14 protein-coding genes and 8 tRNA genes are annotated in these 21,126 nt (G+C 42.4%); 21 read left to right on the forward strand and 1 reads right to left on the reverse strand.

The features are described from left to right. The first annotated feature begins 74 nt into the window (after positions 1-74). The 14 genes from YK48G_RS10250 (at position 75) to rpoC (ending at position 14,696) form a co-directional block, all read left to right on the forward strand. A complete protein-coding gene (locus YK48G_RS10250; RefSeq protein ID WP_203630621.1) occupies positions 75-713 on the forward strand; it encodes a deoxynucleoside kinase in 639 nt (212 codons plus the stop codon). A 521-nt stretch (positions 714-1,234) separates the two neighbouring features. Beyond that, on the forward strand, positions 1,235-2,518 hold the full coding sequence (gene serS / locus YK48G_RS10255) for a serine--tRNA ligase (protein ID WP_203630622.1): 1,284 nt from the start codon (positions 1,235-1,237) through the stop codon (positions 2,516-2,518). Positions 2,519-2,905: 387 nt separating this feature from the next. After that, positions 2,906-2,978: transfer RNA gene (locus YK48G_RS10260), tRNA-Val, on the forward strand. Between the two features lie 2 nt (positions 2,979-2,980). Then, positions 2,981-3,053 (forward strand) — tRNA-Lys (locus YK48G_RS10265). A 21-nt stretch (positions 3,054-3,074) separates the two neighbouring features. Next, a tRNA-Leu gene (locus YK48G_RS10270) sits at positions 3,075-3,156 on the forward strand. A gap of 30 nt (positions 3,157-3,186) precedes the next feature. Further along, positions 3,187-3,260 (forward strand) — tRNA-Thr (locus YK48G_RS10275). Positions 3,261-3,264: 4 nt separating this feature from the next. After that, positions 3,265-3,336: transfer RNA gene (locus YK48G_RS10280), tRNA-Gly, on the forward strand. 51 nt (positions 3,337-3,387) lie between these two features. Continuing rightward, a tRNA-Arg gene (locus tag YK48G_RS10285) sits at positions 3,388-3,461 on the forward strand. A 19-nt stretch (positions 3,462-3,480) separates the two neighbouring features. Next, positions 3,481-3,554 (forward strand) — tRNA-Pro (locus YK48G_RS10290). Positions 3,555-3,613: 59 nt separating this feature from the next. Further along, positions 3,614-3,687 (forward strand) — tRNA-Pro (locus tag YK48G_RS10295). Between the two features lie 518 nt (positions 3,688-4,205). Next, entirely contained in the window at positions 4,206-4,673 is a 468-nt protein-coding gene (locus YK48G_RS10300; protein ID WP_203630623.1) for a CtsR family transcriptional regulator, read from the forward strand. A gap of 15 nt (positions 4,674-4,688) precedes the next feature. Next, positions 4,689-7,181, forward strand: coding sequence for an ATP-dependent Clp protease ATP-binding subunit (locus YK48G_RS10305; protein WP_203630624.1), 2,493 nt, complete (start codon positions 4,689-4,691; stop codon positions 7,179-7,181). A gap of 226 nt (positions 7,182-7,407) precedes the next feature. After that, entirely contained in the window at positions 7,408-11,019 is a 3,612-nt protein-coding gene (gene rpoB / locus YK48G_RS10310) for a DNA-directed RNA polymerase subunit beta (RefSeq protein WP_203630625.1), read from the forward strand. Between the two features lie 14 nt (positions 11,020-11,033). Further along, complete coding sequence (rpoC, locus tag YK48G_RS10315) at positions 11,034-14,696, forward strand: DNA-directed RNA polymerase subunit beta' (protein ID WP_203630626.1); 3,663 nt, start codon at positions 11,034-11,036, stop codon at positions 14,694-14,696. 92 nt (positions 14,697-14,788) lie between these two features. On the opposite strand, the gene YK48G_RS10320 is transcribed toward rpoC, so the two are convergent. Next, positions 14,789-15,478 (reverse strand): prepilin peptidase, encoded by a 690-nt coding sequence (locus YK48G_RS10320; protein WP_203630627.1) that lies wholly within the window; start codon positions 15,476-15,478, stop codon positions 14,789-14,791. 247 nt (positions 15,479-15,725) lie between these two features. Here YK48G_RS10320 and rpsL point away from each other — a divergent pair, with 247 nt between their 5' ends. From rpsL to rplW, 7 genes are all read left to right on the forward strand, one after another. Beyond that, positions 15,726-16,139: a 30S ribosomal protein S12 gene (rpsL, locus tag YK48G_RS10325; protein WP_054747207.1), complete on the forward strand. Its 414-nt coding sequence runs from the start codon at positions 15,726-15,728 to the stop codon at positions 16,137-16,139. 55 nt (positions 16,140-16,194) lie between these two features. Next, positions 16,195-16,665 (forward strand): 30S ribosomal protein S7, encoded by a 471-nt coding sequence (rpsG, locus tag YK48G_RS10330; RefSeq protein WP_008855807.1) that lies wholly within the window; start codon positions 16,195-16,197, stop codon positions 16,663-16,665. Positions 16,666-16,742: 77 nt separating this feature from the next. After that, positions 16,743-18,842, forward strand: coding sequence for an elongation factor G (gene fusA, locus YK48G_RS10335; RefSeq protein WP_203630628.1), 2,100 nt, complete (start codon positions 16,743-16,745; stop codon positions 18,840-18,842). Positions 18,843-19,218: 376 nt separating this feature from the next. Beyond that, positions 19,219-19,527 carry a 30S ribosomal protein S10 gene (rpsJ, locus tag YK48G_RS10340; RefSeq protein WP_013728505.1) on the forward strand — a complete coding sequence of 103 codons (309 nt, stop codon included), beginning with the start codon at positions 19,219-19,221 and terminating at the stop codon, positions 19,525-19,527. Between the two features lie 26 nt (positions 19,528-19,553). After that, entirely contained in the window at positions 19,554-20,192 is a 639-nt protein-coding gene (gene rplC, locus YK48G_RS10345; protein ID WP_203630629.1) for a 50S ribosomal protein L3, read from the forward strand. A 17-nt stretch (positions 20,193-20,209) separates the two neighbouring features. After that, on the forward strand, positions 20,210-20,833 hold the full coding sequence (gene rplD / locus YK48G_RS10350) for a 50S ribosomal protein L4 (protein WP_203630630.1): 624 nt from the start codon (positions 20,210-20,212) through the stop codon (positions 20,831-20,833). Next, the gene (rplW, locus tag YK48G_RS10355) at positions 20,833-21,120 is read left to right on the forward strand and encodes a 50S ribosomal protein L23 (RefSeq protein ID WP_203630631.1); all 288 of its coding nucleotides are present in this window, start codon (positions 20,833-20,835) and stop codon (positions 21,118-21,120) included. The genes rplD and rplW overlap by 1 nt, the downstream gene beginning before the upstream one ends. The last annotated feature ends 6 nt before the right edge of the window (positions 21,121-21,126 follow it).

Here is a 21,126-nt window from a genome sequence, read left to right on the forward strand (position 1 = left end):
TGAACCTAAGCTGGCTAACTAGTACAATATGTTGAGTGTTACTCAATTATTTCACTTTAGTTAGGGGATTAAACATGCTTGTATTAGCTGGAACTATTGGCGCAGGGAAGACGTCGTTAACTCAAATGCTGTCAAAACACTTGGGGACACCTGCTTACTACGAATCTGTCGAGCATAATCGGATTTTGCCGCTTTTTTACAAAGATCCCAAAAAATATGCGTTTTTACTGCAAATTGATTTTTTGAATCGCCGCATGGATGACATTAAAAAGGCTTGGCAGAATGATGAAAGTGTCCTTGACCGCTCAATCTTTGAAGACTCGTTATTGTTTCATTTGAATGCCGATTTAGGCCGGGCGACCGAAACGGAAGTCACCATTTATGATTCTTTGCTTCAAAACATGATGCAAGAGCTTCCAGAGACACCCCATAGTAAGAATCCAGACTTACTGATTCATATCAATATTTCATTTGAAACGATGCTTAGAAGAATTAAAAAGCGTGGCCGAACGTATGAACAAGTTGACAAGGATCCTAGCCTTTATCAGTATTATAAAGACCTCAATGAACGCTATCAGCAGTGGTTTGCGGACTATGATAAATCTCCTAAAATTCAAATTGATGGTGATCAATATGATTTTGTCGAAAATGACCAAGATAAGGCTCGGGTGATTCAGATAATTGATCATAAAATAGCTCAGCTAGCGATTTAACGACTTGTAGTTTGGCCGCTGGTTAGTTATAATCAAATTAGATTAAAACGTTTCGTGCCTATTTAAGTAGACTTTAGAGAGACAATGGTTGGTGAAAATTGCCGTCGAACATTCCAGCATGAATAAACGGGCGGGTAATGCCGCACGGAGTATGCCGTTACCATACTAGAGAGCTCAGCGATTAGGTTAGCTGAGAACTTGGGTGGTACCGCGAAAAGGATCCTTCGTCCCAGTGACGTTGGGTCTTTCTTTGTGTTTTAGGACAGCTGTGCAAAGCAGAAAGCTGCACCTAGATCCTCTTGGTCAGAAATCCAAGCCCGTGATTTCCAATCAAGAGGACTTATGCTCCGCTTTCTAGACGCTTTGCTCCGCTCACTTTATTAGGACAGCTTCGTCAGGCAGAAAGCTACACATAAGCCTACTTGTCCAAAAATCCAAGCCCGGGATTTCTGGGCAAGTAAACTTATGCTCCGCTTTCTAAGTGCCTGACTCCGCTCACTTTATTCTTTGGAGGAATTTAGATGCTAGATATTAAACAAATTAGAAAAGATCCAGACTTTACAAAGAAAAAATTAGCAACCAGAGGTATTAAACCAGAAACAATTGATGAATTACTGGATTATGATGCAAAGCGTCGAGACTTAATTGTTCAGTCAGAATCACTAAAGGCGACAAGAAATGATGTCTCTGAGAAAATTTCACAGCTTAAACGTAATAAAGCGGATGCTAGTGATGCAATTGAACAAATGAAGCAGACTGGCCAAAAAATTAAGGCGTTAGATGATCAACTTCGCCAAATTGAAGAACAAGAACATGATTTAGCTGCTCACCTGCCAAATATTCCAGCTGATGGGGTACCAGTTTCGTTGACTGAGGAGGGTGCTGTTGAGCTTCGCAAAGTTGGTCAGATCCCATCATTTGGGTTTAAGCCCAAGCACCACTGGGAGATTGGTGAAGATCTTGGTATTTTAGATTTTGAACGGGCTGCAAAAGTTTCCGGCAGTCGGTTTGTTTATTACATCGGTGACGGGGCTTTACTCGAAAGGGCGGTTTATAATTTTTATTTGGATCAAAATACGGCTGCTGGCTACCAAGAAGTGATTCCGCCTTACATGGTGAATGATGATTCGATGTATGGAACTGGCCAATTTCCGAAGTTTTTGGAAACTAAAGCCGGCTATGAACTGGCAGGCACCGATTTAACGATGATTCCAACCGCAGAAGTGCCGTTGGTTAACTATTATCGAAATGAAGTTATCCCGGAAGAAAAACTGCCAGTATCCTTTACGGCTTTGTCACCAGCGTTCCGTTCCGAAGCCGGAAGCGCTGGTCGAGACACTAAGGGGCTTATTCGTCTCCATCAATTTAACAAGGTTGAAATGGTGAAGTTTACCAAACCGGAAGATTCTTGGAAGGCGTTGGAACAAATTACCCATCAAGCCGAAGAGAACTTGCAAAAATTGGGCTTGGCTTACCATGTCATCACGCTTACCACCAGTGACATGAGCTTCACAGCCGCGATGACTCATGATCTAGAAGTTTGGTTCCCAGCCCAAGACAAGTATCGAGAAATTTCGAGCTGTTCCAACACTACCGATTTTCAAGCCCGTCGTTCGCACATTCAGTATCGTGATGAAGATGGCAAACTTCACTTTGTGCATACTTTGAATGGTTCTGGCTTGGCAGTTGGCCGAACGGTTGCTGCGATTTTGGAAAATTATCAAAATGAAGATGGTTCGGTAACAATTCCAGAAGTATTGCGGCCGTACATGCACGGGAAAACTAAAATTGAAAAACAAAAATAATCACTGCAGAAATTGGCGTAGTTAATAGATGTAACCGGGAATGAGTTTTTCCGGTTACGCGGTCTTACTTAGATCCCCCATCTTTGTATATTCCGTTACCGTTTCCCAGTATCCCTTCTCTAGGATCATTGCTTAGAGAAGCTGAGCGGAGAGCAGAAATGTTCTTCGCTTTTTATTTTGTCAGAAAAGTTTCAAAAAAATGCAAATTGGACTAGCATTGTTTTCCAGGATAGGATATAATATTTTTTGTCGGAAAATGACTAGATCAACTAACTATTGTGCCAGTTAAAATTTTTAAAATAGTTCTTGACTTGTTTGAACTGGTAATGGTAAAATTTAATAGTTGTGTTGATGGTGTTGCTACCAACATGTTTCAATTAGTTTCATGGAGGATTAGCTCAGCTGGGAGAGCATCTGCCTTACAAGCAGGAGGTCACAGGTTCGATCCCTGTATCCTCCATTGAGCCGTTAGCTCAGTTGGTAGAGCATCTGACTTTTAATCAGAGGGTCGGCAGTTCGAGACTGCCACGGCTCATTGCCAGTTTTTTTGAACAATGCGGGCGTGGCGGAACTGGCAGACGCGCTAGATTTAGGTTCTAGTGTCTTATGACGTGGGGGTTCGAATCCCTTCGCCCGCATAGGTACTGGTTACCTAATAACATCATTATGCCGACTTAGCTCAGTTGGTTAGAGCGCTTCACTAGTAATGAAGAGGTCGGGCGTTCGAATCGTCTAGTCGGCATTTTGCGGAAGTAGTTCAGTGGTAGAACATCACCTTGCCATGGTGGGGGTCGCGGGTTCGAATCCCGTCTTCCGCTTCAATCAGCAAGTACATATATTGATTGAGGTTTAATTGAATAGTTTATTATGCACCCATAGCGCAACTGGATAGAGTGTCTGACTACGAATCAGAAGGTTGTAGGTTCGACTCCTACTGGGTGCATTTTTTGTTGCATTGTTTTCGGGAAGTAGCTCAGCTTGGTAGAGCACCTGGTTTGGGACCAGGGGGTCGCAGGTTCGAATCCTGTCTTCCCGACTTTTTTACCAGAATTATTTGTGGTATATTGGTGGTATTAGTTGAATATTGTTAATCATCGGGAAGTAGCTCAGCTTGGTAGAGCACTACGTTCGGGACGTAGGGGTCGCAAGTTCAAATCTTGTTTTCCCGATTTTTTTGTCCCCTCAATTATGATACGGCTTGCTGTTAGTAATCCAAAATAGATTATCAATGGGCACTTACTGAGGCCGCTGGATCAAAAAGATGTGCCATTAGGTAAAGTTTGATACCTAACTGCTGTTAGGGCTTAAGTTGTTAAACCAAGACGGGTAAACCAGCATAGAAACTTCTTTCTTTTATATAGAAGAAAGAATAAAGATATCAAGAATCCAAGCGCCCAGAGGCTGAGTAATTAAATCGAAGTGTGCCAAATCAGACAGAACCTGCGACATCAATCTTCTGTGGCGGGAATTCAGACTTGGGAATCGGGTGATTCAGCCTACCCAGGCAGGCCCGAGTAGAAAGCGATCCTTAAACTGTCGACCTAAAAGTTCAATTTAGGAATTTTCGACTAAGGTATTTAAGCGCCGTTTTTAACCACTTGAGTTTGTCCACTGAATCCTTTTCCTTGCACTTTCCTCATACATTCGTATAATAATAGTCAATATTAGTCAAAGAATGGGTGATGAAATGGCCGACGAAAATATTTCAGATTTAATTGAACGTTACTTAAAAGAAATACTTGCCGATAATGAACAGGTCAAGATTCGTCGTTCTGAAATTGCTGGTTTGTTTGACGTTGTTCCTTCCCAAATTAACTATGTGATTAATACGAGATTTACCATTCAAAATGGCTATATCGTGGAAAGCAAGCGTGGTGGCGGTGGGTACATTAGAATAGAAAAAGTCCGCTTATTAGATGATATTGACGTTTTAGACTCATTAATAGCCGCGATTGGAAACAAGTTATCCAAAAGAGATAGTGAAACAATCGTTCAAACGTTATATAATAATGACTTAATTAATCGTCGGGAAGCCAGCATTATTTTAGCGGCGATTGATAAAGATGCGATTGACCTGAACAATAGCGATTTAACAGATATTATGAGAGCGAATATAATGATCTCAATACTGAATCGTTTACGTTACGAAGGATAGAAAGTGAGGGTGTCTATGAATAATTTGTTTACTCCAAGCGCTAAGAATGTTTTGACCATCGCTCAGGAACAAGCCAAAAAGTTTAAGCATCAGGCTATCGGTACTGAACACCTTTTACTAGGCCTTTTGATCGAAACAAACGGAATCGCTTATAAAGCACTTCAGCAATTTTCAGTAACTGCAGAAGACATTACAGAAGAGGTCGAGCGCTTTGCCGGCTATGGCAATTTGAAGAATCTTTCAAGTAGCGATTATCTACCGTACTCACCAAAGGCAAAAGAAGTCTTGGCACAGGCGGGAGAATTTGCGAAAAAAAATGGTGTTCCTAAAGTAGGAACTGAGCACATTTTACTTTCACTTTTAACCGACGAAACAATCTTATCTTCAAGAATTTTAATTAACTTAGGCCTTGATTTATCACAAATCCGCAAGGTAACTTTGAGAAAAATGGGGATTAGTGGTGGCTCAATGGCTTCTAATATGGCTGCAAAGCAACGCGGTGGCCGTCAGTCGAAGCGAAATGAGTCTAAAACCCCAACGATTGATTCACTGGCCCGAGATTTAACTGAGCTGGCCCGCCAAGATCGACTTGACCCAACAATTGGCCGTGATTTGGAAGTTAAGCGGGTTGTTCAAATTTTGGCTCGCCGGACTAAGAATAATCCAGTTTTAATTGGTGAACCCGGCGTCGGAAAAACGGCGATTGCTGAAGGGTTGGCTGAAAGAATCGTGAAGGGCGAAGTCCCCGGCGACATGGTCAACAAACGCTTGATGATGCTCGATATGGGATCATTGGTTGCCGGCACTAAGTATCGTGGTGAATTTGAAGACCGGCTCAAAAAAGTCATTGATGAGATTTATCAAGATGGCAATATTATTCTGTTCATTGATGAATTGCATACGCTGATTGGCGCTGGTGGCGCAGAAGGGGCCATTGATGCCTCGAATATCTTAAAACCAGCTTTGGCCCGTGGTGAGCTTCAATTAATTGGGGCTACTACTTTAGACGAGTACCAAAAGTACATTGAATCAGATGCCGCATTGGAACGTCGTTTTGCCAAAGTAATGGTTGACGAACCAACCGCCGACGAAACTGTTCAAATTCTCAAGGGATTGCGGCCGAAGTATGAACAGCATCATCACGTTGAGATTACGGATGATGCTGTTGAAACGGCGGTTAACCTTTCGAACCGCTACATTAGCGATCGCTTCTTACCAGATAAGGCGATTGACCTAATGGATGAGGCAGCTGCCAAAGTTCGAATTGATCATTTACAGAATTCAGATGCCGTTGATGATCATAAGCAACTATCAGAATTGTTGTCACAACTAAATGAAGCATTGGTTGCCCAGGATTACGATAAAGCAGCTGAGCTTCGTAAAAAGGCCAACGCATTGCAAGATGAATTAGCCAAGGATAACCAAGTGGATGATGGTGACGAAACCCATTATCCTGTTAAGGAAACCAGCCAAGATGTTGCCCAAATTGTCGCTGAATGGACAGGTATTCCGGTTACCCGACTAAGCAGAAGTGAAGCAGATCGCTTAGTTAATTTGGAAAAAGTGCTTCATAAGCGCGTTGTTGGTCAAGAAGAAGCAATTTCAGCGGTATCGCGGTCAATTAGACGAGCTCGTAGTGGGCTAAAAGATCCTAATCGACCAATTGGTTCGTTCATGTTCCTAGGACCGACCGGAGTTGGAAAAACCGAATTGGCTAAGGCCGTGGCCGAAGCAGTCTTTGGTTCTGAAGACGATATGATCAGAGTTGATATGAGTGAATTCATGGAGAAGTACTCAACGAGTCGATTGATTGGGTCCGCCCCAGGTTACGTTGGCTACGATGAAGGTGGCCAATTGACTGAGAAAGTCCGTCAAAAGCCATACTCGGTTGTACTATTTGATGAAGTTGAAAAGGCACACCCAGATGTCTTTAACCTGTTACTACAAGTACTCGATGACGGGTACTTAACGGATTCAAAGGGACGCAAAATTGATTTTAGAAACACCGTTATCATCATGACTTCCAACTTGGGCGCCACGACCTTGCGAGACAAAAAGACCGTTGGGTTTGGTCAAGAGGACGCCAAGGAAGGCTACGATGAAATGAAAGACACGATTCAAGCAGCTTTGCGCAAGCAATTTAGGCCAGAATTCTTGAACCGAATTGACGAAGTCGTTGTCTTCCATTCATTAACCAAGGCGGAGTTGGGCCAGATCGTTCACTTAATGACCAAGCCGGTGGTCAAGCGCATTCATGACCAGGGGATTGATATTAAGGTGACTAAAACAGCGATTGGCATCATTGCGGATCGCGGCTATGATCCACAATACGGCGCACGGCCAATTCGGCGGGCAATTCAGACCGAACTTGAAGATAAGCTAAGCGCTAAGCTGCTCGCCAAAGAAATTGTTCCTGGTGATTCAGTAACCGTTGGTGGTCGCAACAAACAAATTACGATTTCGGTTAAAAAGCCGGATCGAAAGACACTGGTTAATAATAAAAAATAATTGTGGTTCAAAACAATATCAGTTGACATTTATGAAGTAAGTTGGTATATTGTTAGTTGTATTTGTTGTGAATCGAAATGGTCGATGCGATCTATTGTCCGGATTGGCCTGCATAAAAAACCAAAAGCAAGTTGAGCTTGTTTTTGGATTTTTTTTGCTCAAAATCAACCAAAAAGGGCATTTGTAATCAAACTGTAACATTTCGATTCCGGAATTTTTTGGAGAGGTGAAAAACTTGGCAGGACACTTAGTTAAATACGGAAAACACCGTACCCGACGAAGTTACGCACGGATTAAAGAAGTGCTTGATTTACCGAACCTTATCGAAATCCAGACTAATTCTTACAACTGGTTTTTAGATGAGGGACTTAAAGAAACTTTTGAAGGCATTATGCCAATCGATGATTTTCAGGGAAAGTTATCGTTAGAGTTTGTTGATTATCAATTATTAGAGCCAAAGTACACGGTTGATGAGGCTCGTGAACATGAAGCCAATTATTCAGCCCCACTTCACATTACCTTAAAATTAACCAATCACGAAACTGGCGAAATTAAGACACAGGATGTATTCTTTGGTGATTTCCCACTTATGACGGATCAAGGAACATTCATCATTAATGGTGCGGAGCGAGTAATCGTTTCCCAATTAGTTCGTTCTCCTGGTGTTTATTATCATGAAGATTCTGACAAGAACGGTCGAGTTTCTTATGGGACAACTGTGATCCCTAACAGAGGTGCTTGGCTGGAGTTTGAAACCGATGCAAAAAACATTGCCTATGTTCGAATTGACCGGACACGAAAAATTCCTTTGACCGAATTAATCAGAGCCCTCGGATTTGGTTCTGATCAAGAAATTAGTGATATGTTGGGTGACAGCGAAAGCCTTGGCCTAACGTTGGAAAAAGATGTTCATAAAGATACGGATGATTCTCGAGTTGAAGAATCACTGAAAGATATTTATGAACGTTTGCGGCCAGGTGAACCTAAAACGGCTGACTCTTCAAGAAGCTTGCTGACAGCACGTTTCTTTGACCCGAAACGTTACGATATGGCTCCAGTTGGCCGTTACAAGACTAACAAGAAGCTCAGCTTGAAGACCCGTTTATTAGGTTTAACGTTAGCTGAAACGCTAGCTGATCCAGATACTGGTGAAGTGATTGCACAAAAGGGGACCGTTGTGACCAAGGATGTCATGAAGGATTTGGCTCCATACCTGGATAATAAAGATTTTAAGGCCTATACCTTTAATCCATCAGACGAAGCGGTTGTTACTAAGCCAATGACCGTTCAAATCGTGAAAGTTCAATCAGTGAACGACCCGGATCGAGTTGTGCCAATTATTGGCAATGATAATATTCCGCTGAGCTTTAAGCACATTACGCCAGCTGATATCATTGCTTCTATGAATTACTTCTTTAATTTACAAGAAGGTATTGGCAGCATTGATGATATTGACCATTTGGGTAACCGTCGAATTCGTTCAGTTGGTGAGTTGTTACAAAATCAATTCCGAATTGGTTTATCACGAATGGAACGGGTTGTTCGCGAACGGATGTCAATTCAAGACACTTCAACCGTGACCCCACAACAATTGATTAATATTCGACCAGTAGTTGCCTCAATCAAGGAATTCTTTGGGTCATCACAGCTATCACAATTTATGGATCAAACCAACCCCCTTGGTGAATTAACCCATAAGCGGCGTCTGTCTGCCCTGGGACCTGGTGGCTTGACTCGTGACCGGGCTGGCTATGAAGTGCGAGACGTTCACTATACCCACTACGGCCGGATGTGTCCGATTGAAACACCTGAAGGCCCTAACATTGGACTAATCAACAGTTTGTCTAGTTATGCGCGGGTGAATAAGTATGGCTTTATCGAAACCCCATACCGTAGAGTTGATTGGACAACGCATAAAGTAACTGATCGAATTGATTATTTAACTGCTGATGAAGAAGATAACTTTGTTATTGCCCAGGCTAACTCACCATTGAACGATGATGGCTCCTTCGTGAATAACATTGTTATGGCACGTCATAAGTCCAATAACATTGAAATTAGCATTGATAAGGTTGATTACATGGACGTTTCGCCTAAGCAAGTTGTTGCCGTAGCGACTGCATGTATTCCATTCTTGGAAAATGATGATTCCAACCGGGCTTTAATGGGTGCTAATATGCAACGACAAGCTGTTCCGTTGGTTGATCCTCATGCGCCACTTGTTGGAACTGGGATCGAATACAAGGCAGCTCATGATTCCGGGGTTGCGCTTATCTGCAAGTACCCTGGAACCGTTGAATACGTTGACGCTCGAGAAATCCGCGTTCGCCGTGATGATAAATCACTCGATAAGTACAAATTAATGAAATTCCGTCGTTCAAATGGCGGCAAGAACTACAATCAACGTCCAATCGTCAAAGTTGGTGATCACGTCGATGCTGATGAAATTTTGGCTGACGGGCCATCAATGGAAGGCGGGGAATTAGCACTCGGCCAAAACCCAGTTGTTGCATTTATGACTTGGCAAGGCTACAACTTTGAAGATGCGATCGCCATTTCTGAACGATTAGTTAAAGACGATGTGTACACGTCAATTCATATTGAAGAATATGAATCAGAAACTCGGGATACGAAGTTAGGCCCTGAGGAAATGACTCGAGAAATTCCAAACGTTGGTGAGGACGCTTTAAAGAACCTTGATGAAGACGGGACTGTTCGCATTGGTGCCGAAGTTCATGATGGGGATATCTTGGTTGGTAAGGTAACACCCAAGGGAGTTACTGAATTATCTGCCGAGGAACGTTTACTTCACGCTATCTTTGGTGAGAAATCTCGAGAAGTTCGGGATACGTCACTGAGAGTCCCTCATGGTGGCGGCGGCATTATCCAAGATGTTAAGATCTTTACCCGTGAGAATGGTGATGAGTTATCACCTGGAGTTAATCGGATGGTTCGGGTTTATATCGCCCAAAAGCGAAAGATCCAAGTTGGCGACAAGATGTCTGGCCGTCACGGTAACAAAGGAACGGTTTCCGTTGTTATTCCAGAAGAAGATATGCCATTCTTGCCAGATGGAACGCCGGTTGACATTATGTTGAGCCCAATGGGTGTGCCATCACGAATGAACATTGGTCAAGTTTTGGAACTTCATTTGGGAATGGCTGCTAGAAGATTAGGAATCCACGTTGCGACGCCTGTTTTTGATGGCGCTCGGGACAAAGATATCTGGGATGCTGTAAAAGAAGCCGGGATGCCATCTGATGGTAAGTATATTTTGTATGATGGTCGAACTGGTGAACCATTTGATAAGAAGATCGCCGTTGGGGTCATGCATTACCTGAAGTTGGCCCACATGGTTGACGATAAGATTCATGCCCGTTCAATCGGTCCTTACTCACTCGTAACGCAACAGCCTTTAGGTGGTAAAGCGCAATTTGGTGGTCAGCGTTTTGGTGAAATGGAAGTTTGGGCACTTGAAGCTTACGGTGCAGCTTACACACTCCAAGAAATCCTAACTTATAAGTCTGACGATGTTGTTGGCCGGGTTAAAACCTACGAAGCCATCGTAAAAGGTGAGCCAATTCCAAAGCCAGGTGTTCCAGAATCCTTCCGGGTGCTAGTTAAAGAATTACAATCACTTGGACTTGACATGAAGGTTCTAGATTCCAGCCATAAGGAAATCGAATTAAGAGACCTTGATGATGACGATGATGTCGTTAATGTTGATGCTTTGAGTAAGCTAGCTCAAAAGAAAGATCAAGAGGCCAAAGACAAAAAGGCCGCTGTCGATCAACAAGAAGAAACAAAGTCAACCAACGTTAACAACAGTAATGACTAAGGGAGGTCAAATTAGTGGTCGATGTTAATAAATTCGAGAGCATGCAAATTGGCTTAGCCTCTCCCGATAAGATCCGTAGTTGGTCATATGGCGAAGTTAAAAAACCAGAAACGATCAACTATAGAACCTTAAAGCCTGAAAAAGACGGCTTGTTCGATGAGCGGATTTTCGGTCCAACTAAGGACTGGGAATGTGCTTGTGGTAAGTACAAGCGAATCCGCTACAAGGGGATCGTTTGTGACCGTTGTGGGGTTGAAGTAACCCGTTCCAAGGTTCGTCGTGAACGAATGGGCCATATTGAATTGGCTGCTCCAGTTACGCATATTTGGTACTTCAAGGGAATCCCAAGTCGAATGGGTCTTGTCCTAGACATGAGCCCACGGGCACTTGAAGAAATTATTTACTTTGCTTCATACGTGGTTACTGAATCAGGTAACACACCAATGGAGAAAAAGCAATTACTGTCAGAACGTGAGTACCGGGAAAAGAAGCAGGAATATGGGCCACGCTTTGAGGCCCAAATTGGTGCTGAAGCAATTAAAACCTTGTTAAATGATGTTGACGTTGATAAGGAAGTTGCCGAACTAAAGGACGAATTAAAGAATGCCACCGGCCAAAAGCGGACTCGAGCCGTTCGTCGCTTGGATATTCTTGAAGCGTTTGTTCAATCTGGTAATCAACTGTCATGGATGGTTATGGATGCAATCCCAGTTATCCCACCTGACTTGCGGCCAATGGTTCAATTGGAAGGCGGCCGATTTGCTACTTCTGATTTGAACGATTTGTATCGTCGGGTTATCAACCGGAACAACCGACTTAAACGCTTGCTTGATTTAAACGCCCCTGGCATTATCGTTCAAAACGAAAAACGGATGTTACAAGAAGCCGTTGATGCTTTGATCGATAATGGTCGACGGGGCCGCCCGGTAGCTGGTCCTGGTAATCGGCCATTGAAGTCCCTTTCACACATGTTGAAAGGAAAACAAGGCCGCTTCCGTCAAAACTTACTTGGTAAGCGGGTTGACTACTCCGGCCGTTCCGTTATCGATGTGGGTCCTCATTTGCGGATGAATCAAATGGGATTACCAGTTCCGATGGCAATGGAATTATTTAAGCCATTCATTATGAAGGAACTGGTTGGCCGCAACTTAGCTTCTAATATTAAGAACGCTAAGCGTAAGATTGAGCGTCAAGATGACGATGTCTTCAGTGTTTTGGAAGACGTTATTAAGGAACATCCAGTATTGCTAAACCGAGCACCTACGCTTCATCGACTTGGGATTCAAGCCTTTGAACCTGTTTTGGTGAGTGGAAAGTCAATGCGGTTGCATCCGTTGGTTTGTGAAGCTTATAATGCCGACTTTGACGGTGATCAAATGGCGATTCACGTGCCTTTATCGGATGAAGCTCAGGCCGAATCACGACTGTTAATGCTAGCTGCTGGTCATATCCTTGCCCCTAAGGACGGAAAGCCAGTTGTAACTCCATCTCAAGATATGGTTATTGGTAACTACTATCTCACGATGGAAGAAGCTGGTCGAGAAGGTGAAGGCATGATCTTCAACTCTCCCGACGAAGCCCAGTTAGCTTATAAGAACGGGATTGTGCATTGGCATACCCGGGTTGGAATTAAGGCAGACGCTTATCCTAAGAAGACCTTTACTAAAGATCAATTAGGTAAGATTTTGGTCACCTCAGTTGGTAAAATTATCTTTAACAAGATTTTGCCGGCAGATTTTCCTTATATTAACGAGCCAACTGAAACTAACATTAATGATTATGTTGATGATAAATATTTCCTTGAACCCGGTGAAGATATCCATGAGCATTTAAAGAATGCCCAATTGGTACCACCATTCAAGAAGGGCTTCTTGAGTGATGTTATTGCTGAGGTTTATAAGCGTTATAAGGTAACCGAAACGTCTTTGTTCCTTGACCGGATGAAGGATTTAGGCTACAACGAGTCAACCAAGTCTGGCTTAACCGTTGGAATTACCGATATCACTCAATTACCTGATAAACAGTCGATCATCGACGGCGCTCATAAAAAGGTTGATATGGTCACTAAGCAGTTCCGTCGTGGGTTAATTACGGACCACGAACGCTACGAACGAGTGATCGGTATTTGGAATGATGCCAAAGATGATATTCAAAAGCGTCTGATGGATGAACAAGATCCCCAAAATCCAATTTACATGATGAGTGATTCTGGTGCTCGTGGTAACATTTCTAACTTTACGCAGTTAGCCGGGATGCGTGGCTTGATGGCCGCTCCTAACGGTGAAATCATGGAGTTGCCAATTACGTCAAACTTCCGTGAAGGCCTATCTGTGTTGGAAATGTTTATTTCAACCCATGGTGCTCGTAAGGGAATGACTGATACCGCTCTTAAGACTGCCAACTCAGGTTACTTGACGCGTCGTTTGGTTGATGTTGCGCAAGATGTTATCGTTCGTGAAAAAGATTGTGGGACTGATCGTGGCTTAACCATCAGTGCAATTACTGAAGGAAATGAAATGATCGAACCACTTTATGATCGAATTGTTGGCCGATATGCGCACAAGACTGTTAAGAATCCTAAGACTGGTGACGTCATTGTGCCAGCCAATACGATGATTAATGAAGACCAGGCACAACAAATTGATGATCTTGGCATCAAAGAAGTAACAATCCGTTCTGCCTTTACTTGCAACACGGTTCACGGTGTCTGCGAGAAATGCTACGGCCGTAACTTGGCTACCGGTGATGAGGTTGAAGTTGGTGAAGCTGTTGGAACGGTTGCTGCTCAGTCAATCGGTGAACCAGGTACGCAGTTGACGATGCGAAACTTCCATACCGGTGGTGTTGCTGGTAACGCTGATATCACCCAAGGATTGCCTCGAGTTCAAGAAATCTTTGAAGCTCGTAATCCAAAAGGTAAAGCTGAGATTAGTGAAGTAACTGGTACGGTTGAATCAATCGAAGAAAATCCAGCTGAAAGAACTAAGGAAGTTACCATTAAAGGTGAATCTGATACGAGAACTTACACTGTTCCAATTACGGCTCAGATGAAGGTTGCGGAGGGCGACTTTATTCACCGGGGTTCTGCATTGAACGAAGGTTCTGTAGATCCTAAGGAATTACTGAAAGTTCGAGATGTTCTTTCAACTGAAAACTACCTCTTGCATGAAGTTCAAAAAGTTTACCGAATGCAAGGTGTGGAAGTGTCTGATAAACACGTGGAAATCATGATTCGACAGATGCTTCGAAAAGTTCGAATTATGGATCCTGGTGACACAGACGTTCTTCCTGGTACCTTAATGGACATCTTTGACTTTAAGAATAGTAACGCTGATACGGTTGTTTCAGGCGGGATTCCAGCAACGGCTCGTCCAGTTCTTCTTGGAATCACGAAGGCTGCTCTTGAAACGAATAGTTTCTTGTCTGCTGCGTCATTCCAGGAAACGACTCGAGTTCTGACCGATGCTGCTATTCGGGGCAAGAATGATCCATTAGTTGGTTTGAAAGAAAATGTTATCATTGGTAAATTAATTCCAGCTGGTACTGGAATGCCTGATTATCGTGGTATTAAACCACAAGAAATCGGCAATTCTTCTACAGACGGCGTTTATTCTATCAGTGAGCTTGAAGAAAAAATGAAAGCTGAAGACGCAAACAAGAGTAAAACAACGAAGTAATTCGTTAGTTTGAATTGTCTTTAGTAAGAGAAAAGAGACGTTAACCGATGTGGATAGCGTCTCTTTTTGTATACATAAGCTGATGATCATCATTAGCAAATCAGTGTTAACAACGGAACTTGATATTGATTAGTTATCATGTAGCCAACCATGATAAAGGGGACAAATGGAATTTGATTATTGCTTGGCCAAGGAAAGACTAATAGATAGAAAATCGCACTAACGCATGCGATACAAGTCGTCCAAAGCATTAGACTAATATTGGTTGCTAACCAAAGGCAAAACAAGATATCAATGTCACCATTACCGATAATCGATTGATTTTTATTAATAAATTGGCTAATTAAATATAGGATAAGGAAGATGCCAATTTGGAAGGGCGGATGGTGACTTGACAAGCCGCAACTTATCGCTAACGACCAAATACCTAAGCGTGGAATTTGTTGGGTAGCGATATCAAATCGGCTTAATCCCATTAGAATGGTTACGTTTGCTAAAAAAGAAAGGTTGGCTAGTCCCCACGATGTTTCAGCAAAAATCAACCCTAAAATAAGTTCCGTCAAAAAAAGCGCTTGAGGAATTTTACCTTTACAGTAGCGACATCTTCCCTTTAATAAAAGAAAGCTGACGACAGGAACAAGGTCATAATAAGTTAAAAAGTGACCACAAATGCCGCAGTGGGACCGCGGCTTAACAATGGATTGACCGATTAGGCCGCGATCAACGACGACGTCAATAAATGAAGCGAGACTAGCGCCAAGCATAAATTGTATAAATATCATTTCGTCACCTCTTTAATTTAAATACGAAATGAAAGGAGGCGTTATTTTTGCGCAGAGTTATTGACACAACCTGATAGGCATGATAAATTAGACAAGGTGCTTTTTGTGACAGATTCCTGAATCAAGTAATCAGACATGCTGACTGTTACTGACAAAAAGTGTTGGGCGGTACACATTTATTTTTACATAAAAAAGAACCGCCTGGATGTGTGGACTTACATTGAAACTCGAAAGGAGAACTTTTTAGATGCCTACAATTAACCAATTGGTCCGTAAAGGACGTCATTCTAGAACTTCAAAATCAAAGTCACCAGCTTTAAACTATGCTTACAATAGTTTTAAGAAGAAGGCCGTTACCGTTCCTGCTCCCCAAAAACGTGGGGTTGCAACCCGTGTTGGAACGATGACACCAAAGAAGCCTAACTCTGCTTTACGTAAGTATGCCCGTGTTCGTTTGTCTAACTTAATTGAAGTGACAGCTTATATTCCAGGGATTGGTCATAACTTGCAAGAGCATAGTGTTGTGTTGATCCGTGGTGGCCGTGTAAAGGATTTACCTGGTGTTCGTTATCACGTTATTCGTGGTGCTCTTGATACTGCCGGTGTTCAAGATCGTCGTCAAGGTCGTTCTAAGTACGGTACTAAGAAGCCTAAAGAATAATCTCACTAATGGAATCTAAATATTAGTTTTATAGAATCATGAGGAGGATAACGAAATGCCTAGAAAAGGAAATGTTCAAAAGCGGGAAGTACTTCCCGATCCAATTTATAACTCAAAATTGGTAACCCGTTTGATTAACCGTTTAATGTTAGACGGTAAGCGTGGAACCGCATCACAAATTTTATATGGTGCGTTTGATTTAATTAAAAAAGAAACAAACAACGAACCAGTTGACGTTTTTGAAGAAGCAATGAAGAATGTCATGCCAGTTCTTGAAGTTAAGGCTCGTCGAGTTGGTGGTTCTAACTACCAAGTACCGATCGAAGTGCGACCGGATCGTCGAACGACTTTGGGCTTACGATGGATTGTTAACTACGCTCGTTCACGTGGGGAACATACCATGACTGAGCGTCTTGCTAGAGAAATTATGGACGCTGCTAACAACACAGGCGCTGCTGTTAAGAAGCGCGAAGATACTCATAGAATGGCTGAAGCCAACCGTGCTTTTGCACATTATCGTTGGTAATAAAGGCATTTTAAACAGCTCAAACTAATAAGTGGCTGATTTAGCCACTTTTTGTACGAATCGGAAGGAGTTACACAATGGCTAACACACGAGAATTTCCGCTAGAAAAAACTCGTAATATTGGGATTATGGCCCATATCGATGCTGGTAAGACAACGACCACTGAACGGATCTTGTACTATACTGGTAAAATTCACAAGATTGGTGAAACTCATGAAGGAGCTTCCCAAATGGACTGGATGCCCCAAGAGCAGGAACGTGGGATTACGATCACGTCAGCTGCTACCACTGCTCAGTGGAAGGATCACCGGATTAACATCATTGATACCCCAGGACACGTGGACTTCACGGTTGAAGTTGAACGATCACTTCGGGTTCTAGATGGCGCCATTGCTGTCTTGGATGGCCAAGCCGGTGTTGAGCCTCAAACTGAAACAGTTTGGCGGCAAGCATCTGATTATGATGTTCCACGGATTGTCTTTGTTAATAAGATGGATAAGGTTGGTGCTAACTTTGACTTCTCAGTTAACTCAATTCAGGATCGTTTGAATGCTAAGCCTTTAGCAATTCAAATGCCAATTGGTGCTGAGGATAGCTTTGAAGGGGTTATTGACCTGATCGAAATGAAGGCTGACCTTTACGATGAAGATCAACTTGGGACTGAATGGGATACGGTTGACGTTCCTGACAAGTATAAAGAAGAAGCTCAAAAGCGTCGGGATCAGTTAATTGAAACCCTTGCTGACGTTGATGATGACATTATGGAAAAGTACCTTGAGGGTGAAGAAATTTCAATTCCTGAAATCAAGGCCGCTATTCGTAAAGCCACATTGAATTTGGAATTATTCCCAGTACTTGCTGGTTCAGCATTTAAAAACAAGGGTGTTCAGATGTTGATGGATGCCGTTATTGATTACTTGCCATCACCACTTGATGTTAAGCCATACAATGCGACCGACCCAGAGACAGGCGATAAAGTTGAATTAAAAGCTAACGACGATGCTAGTTTTGCGGCTTTGGCATTTAAAGTGGCAACTGACCCATTCGTTGGTCGTTTAACTTATATCCGGGTATATTCTGGTACTCTTGAATCAGGTTCATACATTTTGAATGCAACCAAAGACAAGCGTGAGCGGGTTGGTCGTTTGCTTCAAATGCATGCGAACCATCGACAAGAAATTCCAGAAGTCTTCTCAGGTGATATTGCGGCTGCCATTGGGTTGAAGAACACCACTACCGGTGATTCATTAACCGATGTTGACCACCCACTTCACTTGGAATCAATGGAATTTCCTGACCCAGTTATTCAAGTTGCCGTTGAGCCAAAAACTAAGGCTGACCAGGACAAGATGAACGTTGCTTTGCAAAAGCTTTCTGAAGAAGATCCAACCTTTAAAGCAACAACGAACCCTGAAACTGGTGAAACGTTAATTGCTGGAATGGGCGAGTTGCATTTGGATATCATCATTGACCGAATGAAGCGTGAATTCCACGTTGAAGCAACGGTTGGTGCGCCTCAAGTTTCTTACCGTGAAGCATTTACCAAGCCAACGAAGGCCCAAGGTAAGTTCATTCGCCAGTCAGGTGGTAAAGGTCAATATGGTGATGTTTGGATTGAATTTACGCCTAATGAAGAAGGTAAAGGATTCGAATTCGAAGATGCGATTGTTGGTGGGGTTGTTCCTCGTGAATATATCCCAGCCGTTGAACAAGGTTTGAAAGAATCTTTGGCAAACGGTGTTCTTGCCGGCTATCCGTTGGTTGACTTGAAAGCTAAGTTGTACGATGGTAGTTACCACGAAGTCGATTCTAGTGAAGCTGCATTTAAGGTAGCTGCTTCAATCGCTTTGAAGAATGCTGCTAAAAATGCTGCTCCAGTTATTTTGGAACCAATCATGAAAGTTGATATCAACGTTCCAGAAGAATACATGGGTGATATCATGGGTCAAGTTACCGCACGACGTGGCCGGGTTGATGGTATGGAAAGTCGTAGTGGTGCTGAAGTCATTCATTCATACGTTCCGTTAGCTGAAATGTTTGGTTACGCTACTACTCTTCGTTCTGCATCACAAGGCCGTGGTACGTTTACGATGACCTTTGATCATTACGAGCCAGTACCAAAGAGTATTCAAGAAGAAATTATTAAGAAAAACGGTGGCAATCCATCTGCCGATTAATCGTATAAAAGAGCTGACAGCTTAAAAAGTTGCCGGCTTTTTTTATTGTTCAATAATTAGATTCCCCAAGTGAAGGCATCATTGACGATATAAAGGAATGATTTTAAAATAAACTAGGGCTTTATAGACAAAGAAGATGCGTGGCTTTATATCAAAAGTATTACAGATTGAATTTATTCGTCATTGCCCTTGTTTTATGGGGCTTTTTTTAGTACAATACTTGAGTACTTGTTTTTAGGGATTAGTTTGCCTAAAAACTGTTACGTATTAGCTTTGATGTGAAAGGTTGCGACACACCCGGATGCTTTGCCATGGGTTTGGCGGTAATTTTCACGGAGTTAGTCATATTTTCAAAATAGACGAAGGAGGGAATACAATGGCAAAACAAAAAATTCGTATCCGTTTGAAGGCATACGAACACCGCATTTTAGATCAATCTGCAGACAAGATCGTTGCAACTGCACAACGGACGGGCGCCACAATCTCGGGTCCAATTCCGTTACCAACTGACCGAACAATTTATACGGTGCTCGCATCACCACATAAATTTAAGGATTCACGTGAGCAATTTGAAATTTTGACTCACAAGCGATTGATTGATATTTTAAATCCGACCCCAAAGACAGTCGATTCATTAATGAAACTCGACTTGCCTAGCGGTGTGGATATCGAAATTAAATTATAATAAAACAATATATTGGAGGTGTACTCATGACCAGAAAAGGAATCTTAGGAAAGAAAGTTGGAATGACACAGGTCTTTACTGAAAACGGCGAATTAGTTCCAGTGACCGTCGTTGAAGTAACACCTAATGTTATTATGCAAATCAAGACCGTTGAAAATGACGGTTACGAGGCTGTTCAATTAGGCTATGCTGATAAGCGCGCCGTACTTAGTAACAAGCCGGAACAAGGTCACGCAAACAAAGCAAAAACTACTCCTAAGCGCTTCATTAAAGAAATCAAAGATGTTGAGCTGGGAGATTATAAAGTGTCTGATGAAGTTAAGGCAGATGTCTTTAAACCAGGCGACATTGTTGATGTAACGGGTACAACAAAAGGTCATGGATACCAAGGAAACATTCATAAAGATGGTCAATCACGTGGACCAGAAACTCACGGTTCTCGTTATCACCGTCGTCCAGGTTCACTTGGGGTTATTATTAACCGAGTTGTTCCAGGGATGAAGTTACCAGGTCGAATGGGTAACAAGACAGTGACAATTCAAAATCTTGAAGTTGTCAGCACCGATTTAGATAACAACGTCATCCTAATTAAGGGGAACGTTCCTGGTGCAAACAAATCATATCTGACAATTAGATCAGCCGTTAGCGGCAAAACAAAAAAGTAGAAGGGAGGCAACCATAGATGACTGACGTAGCATTATATAAACAAGATGGTAGTAAAAATGGCACGGTTGCATTAAATGATGGTATTTTTGGGATTGAGCCTAACAATAACGTTGTCTTTGACGCAATTTTGATGCAACGCGCTTCTTTACGTCAAGGAACGCATGCCGTAAAAAACCGTTCAGCAGTTCGTGGCGGTGGCAAGAAGCCTTGGCGGCAAAAAGGAACTGGTAGAGCTCGACAAGGCTCAATTCGCTCACCTCAATGGCGAGGCGGTGGAATTGTCTTTGGCCCAACACCACGTTCGTATTCCTATCATTTGCCAAAGAAAGTTTCACGTTTAGCATTGAAGTCAGTATTATCTGAAAAAGTTTCAGATGATAAGTTGGTTGTTGTCGATTCATTGGTATTTGATACACCAAAGACAAAAGCATTTGCTGAGATGTTAACCAAATTGAATGTTTCAACTAAGACACTAGTAGTTTTGGAAGATGACAACGAAAAAGCATTGTTGTCAGCACGTAACTTGGAAAATGTAAAAGTTGTTCCTGCAAAGGGCATTAACACATTGGATGTTGCTGATCACGATAAAGTTATCATAACAAAAGCTGCTCTTTCTCAAGTAGAGGAGGTGCTCGCATAATGGAATCACGCGATATTATTTTACGTCCAGTTATTACTGAAGAGACAACCAGTAAGATGGATAACAAAACATACACATTTGATGTTGATTTACGAGCAACTAAGACCCAAGTTAAAAAGGCTATTGAAGACATTTTTGACGTTAAGGTTGTTAGAGTTAACATTATGAACGTTAGAGGAAAGTTAAAACGTCAAGGTAGATATGAAGGGTATACCCGCAAGCGTCGAAAGGCCATTGTTACCTTGTCCGAAGATTCAAAAGAAATTGAATTATTCAGTGAAGAATAATTATCA

The organism is Lentilactobacillus fungorum (genome assembly GCF_016860605.1).
Lineage (GTDB): Bacteria > Bacillota > Bacilli > Lactobacillales > Lactobacillaceae > Lentilactobacillus > Lentilactobacillus fungorum.

What these genes read in the sequence shown, in the direction of transcription:
- fusA (WP_203630628.1), top strand. Translation starts at nt 16,743, where the DNA reads ATGGCTAACACACGAGAATTTCCGCTAGAAAAAACTCGTAATATTGGG.
- serS (WP_203630622.1), top strand. Translation starts at nt 1,235, where the DNA reads ATGCTAGATATTAAACAAATTAGAAAAGATCCAGACTTTACAAAGAAA.
- YK48G_RS10305 (WP_203630624.1), top strand. Translation starts at nt 4,689, where the DNA reads ATGAATAATTTGTTTACTCCAAGCGCTAAGAATGTTTTGACCATCGCT.
- rplW (WP_203630631.1), top strand. Translation starts at nt 20,833, where the DNA reads ATGGAATCACGCGATATTATTTTACGTCCAGTTATTACTGAAGAGACA.
- rpsL (WP_054747207.1), top strand. Translation starts at nt 15,726, where the DNA reads ATGCCTACAATTAACCAATTGGTCCGTAAAGGACGTCATTCTAGAACT.
- rplC (WP_203630629.1), top strand. Translation starts at nt 19,554, where the DNA reads ATGACCAGAAAAGGAATCTTAGGAAAGAAAGTTGGAATGACACAGGTC.
- rpsJ (WP_013728505.1), top strand. Translation starts at nt 19,219, where the DNA reads ATGGCAAAACAAAAAATTCGTATCCGTTTGAAGGCATACGAACACCGC.
- YK48G_RS10250 (WP_203630621.1), top strand. Translation starts at nt 75, where the DNA reads ATGCTTGTATTAGCTGGAACTATTGGCGCAGGGAAGACGTCGTTAACT.
- rplD (WP_203630630.1), top strand. Translation starts at nt 20,210, where the DNA reads ATGACTGACGTAGCATTATATAAACAAGATGGTAGTAAAAATGGCACG.
- rpsG (WP_008855807.1), top strand. Translation starts at nt 16,195, where the DNA reads ATGCCTAGAAAAGGAAATGTTCAAAAGCGGGAAGTACTTCCCGATCCA.
- YK48G_RS10320 (WP_203630627.1), bottom strand. Translation starts at nt 15,478, where the DNA reads ATGATATTTATACAATTTATGCTTGGCGCTAGTCTCGCTTCATTTATT.
- YK48G_RS10300 (WP_203630623.1), top strand. Translation starts at nt 4,206, where the DNA reads ATGGCCGACGAAAATATTTCAGATTTAATTGAACGTTACTTAAAAGAA.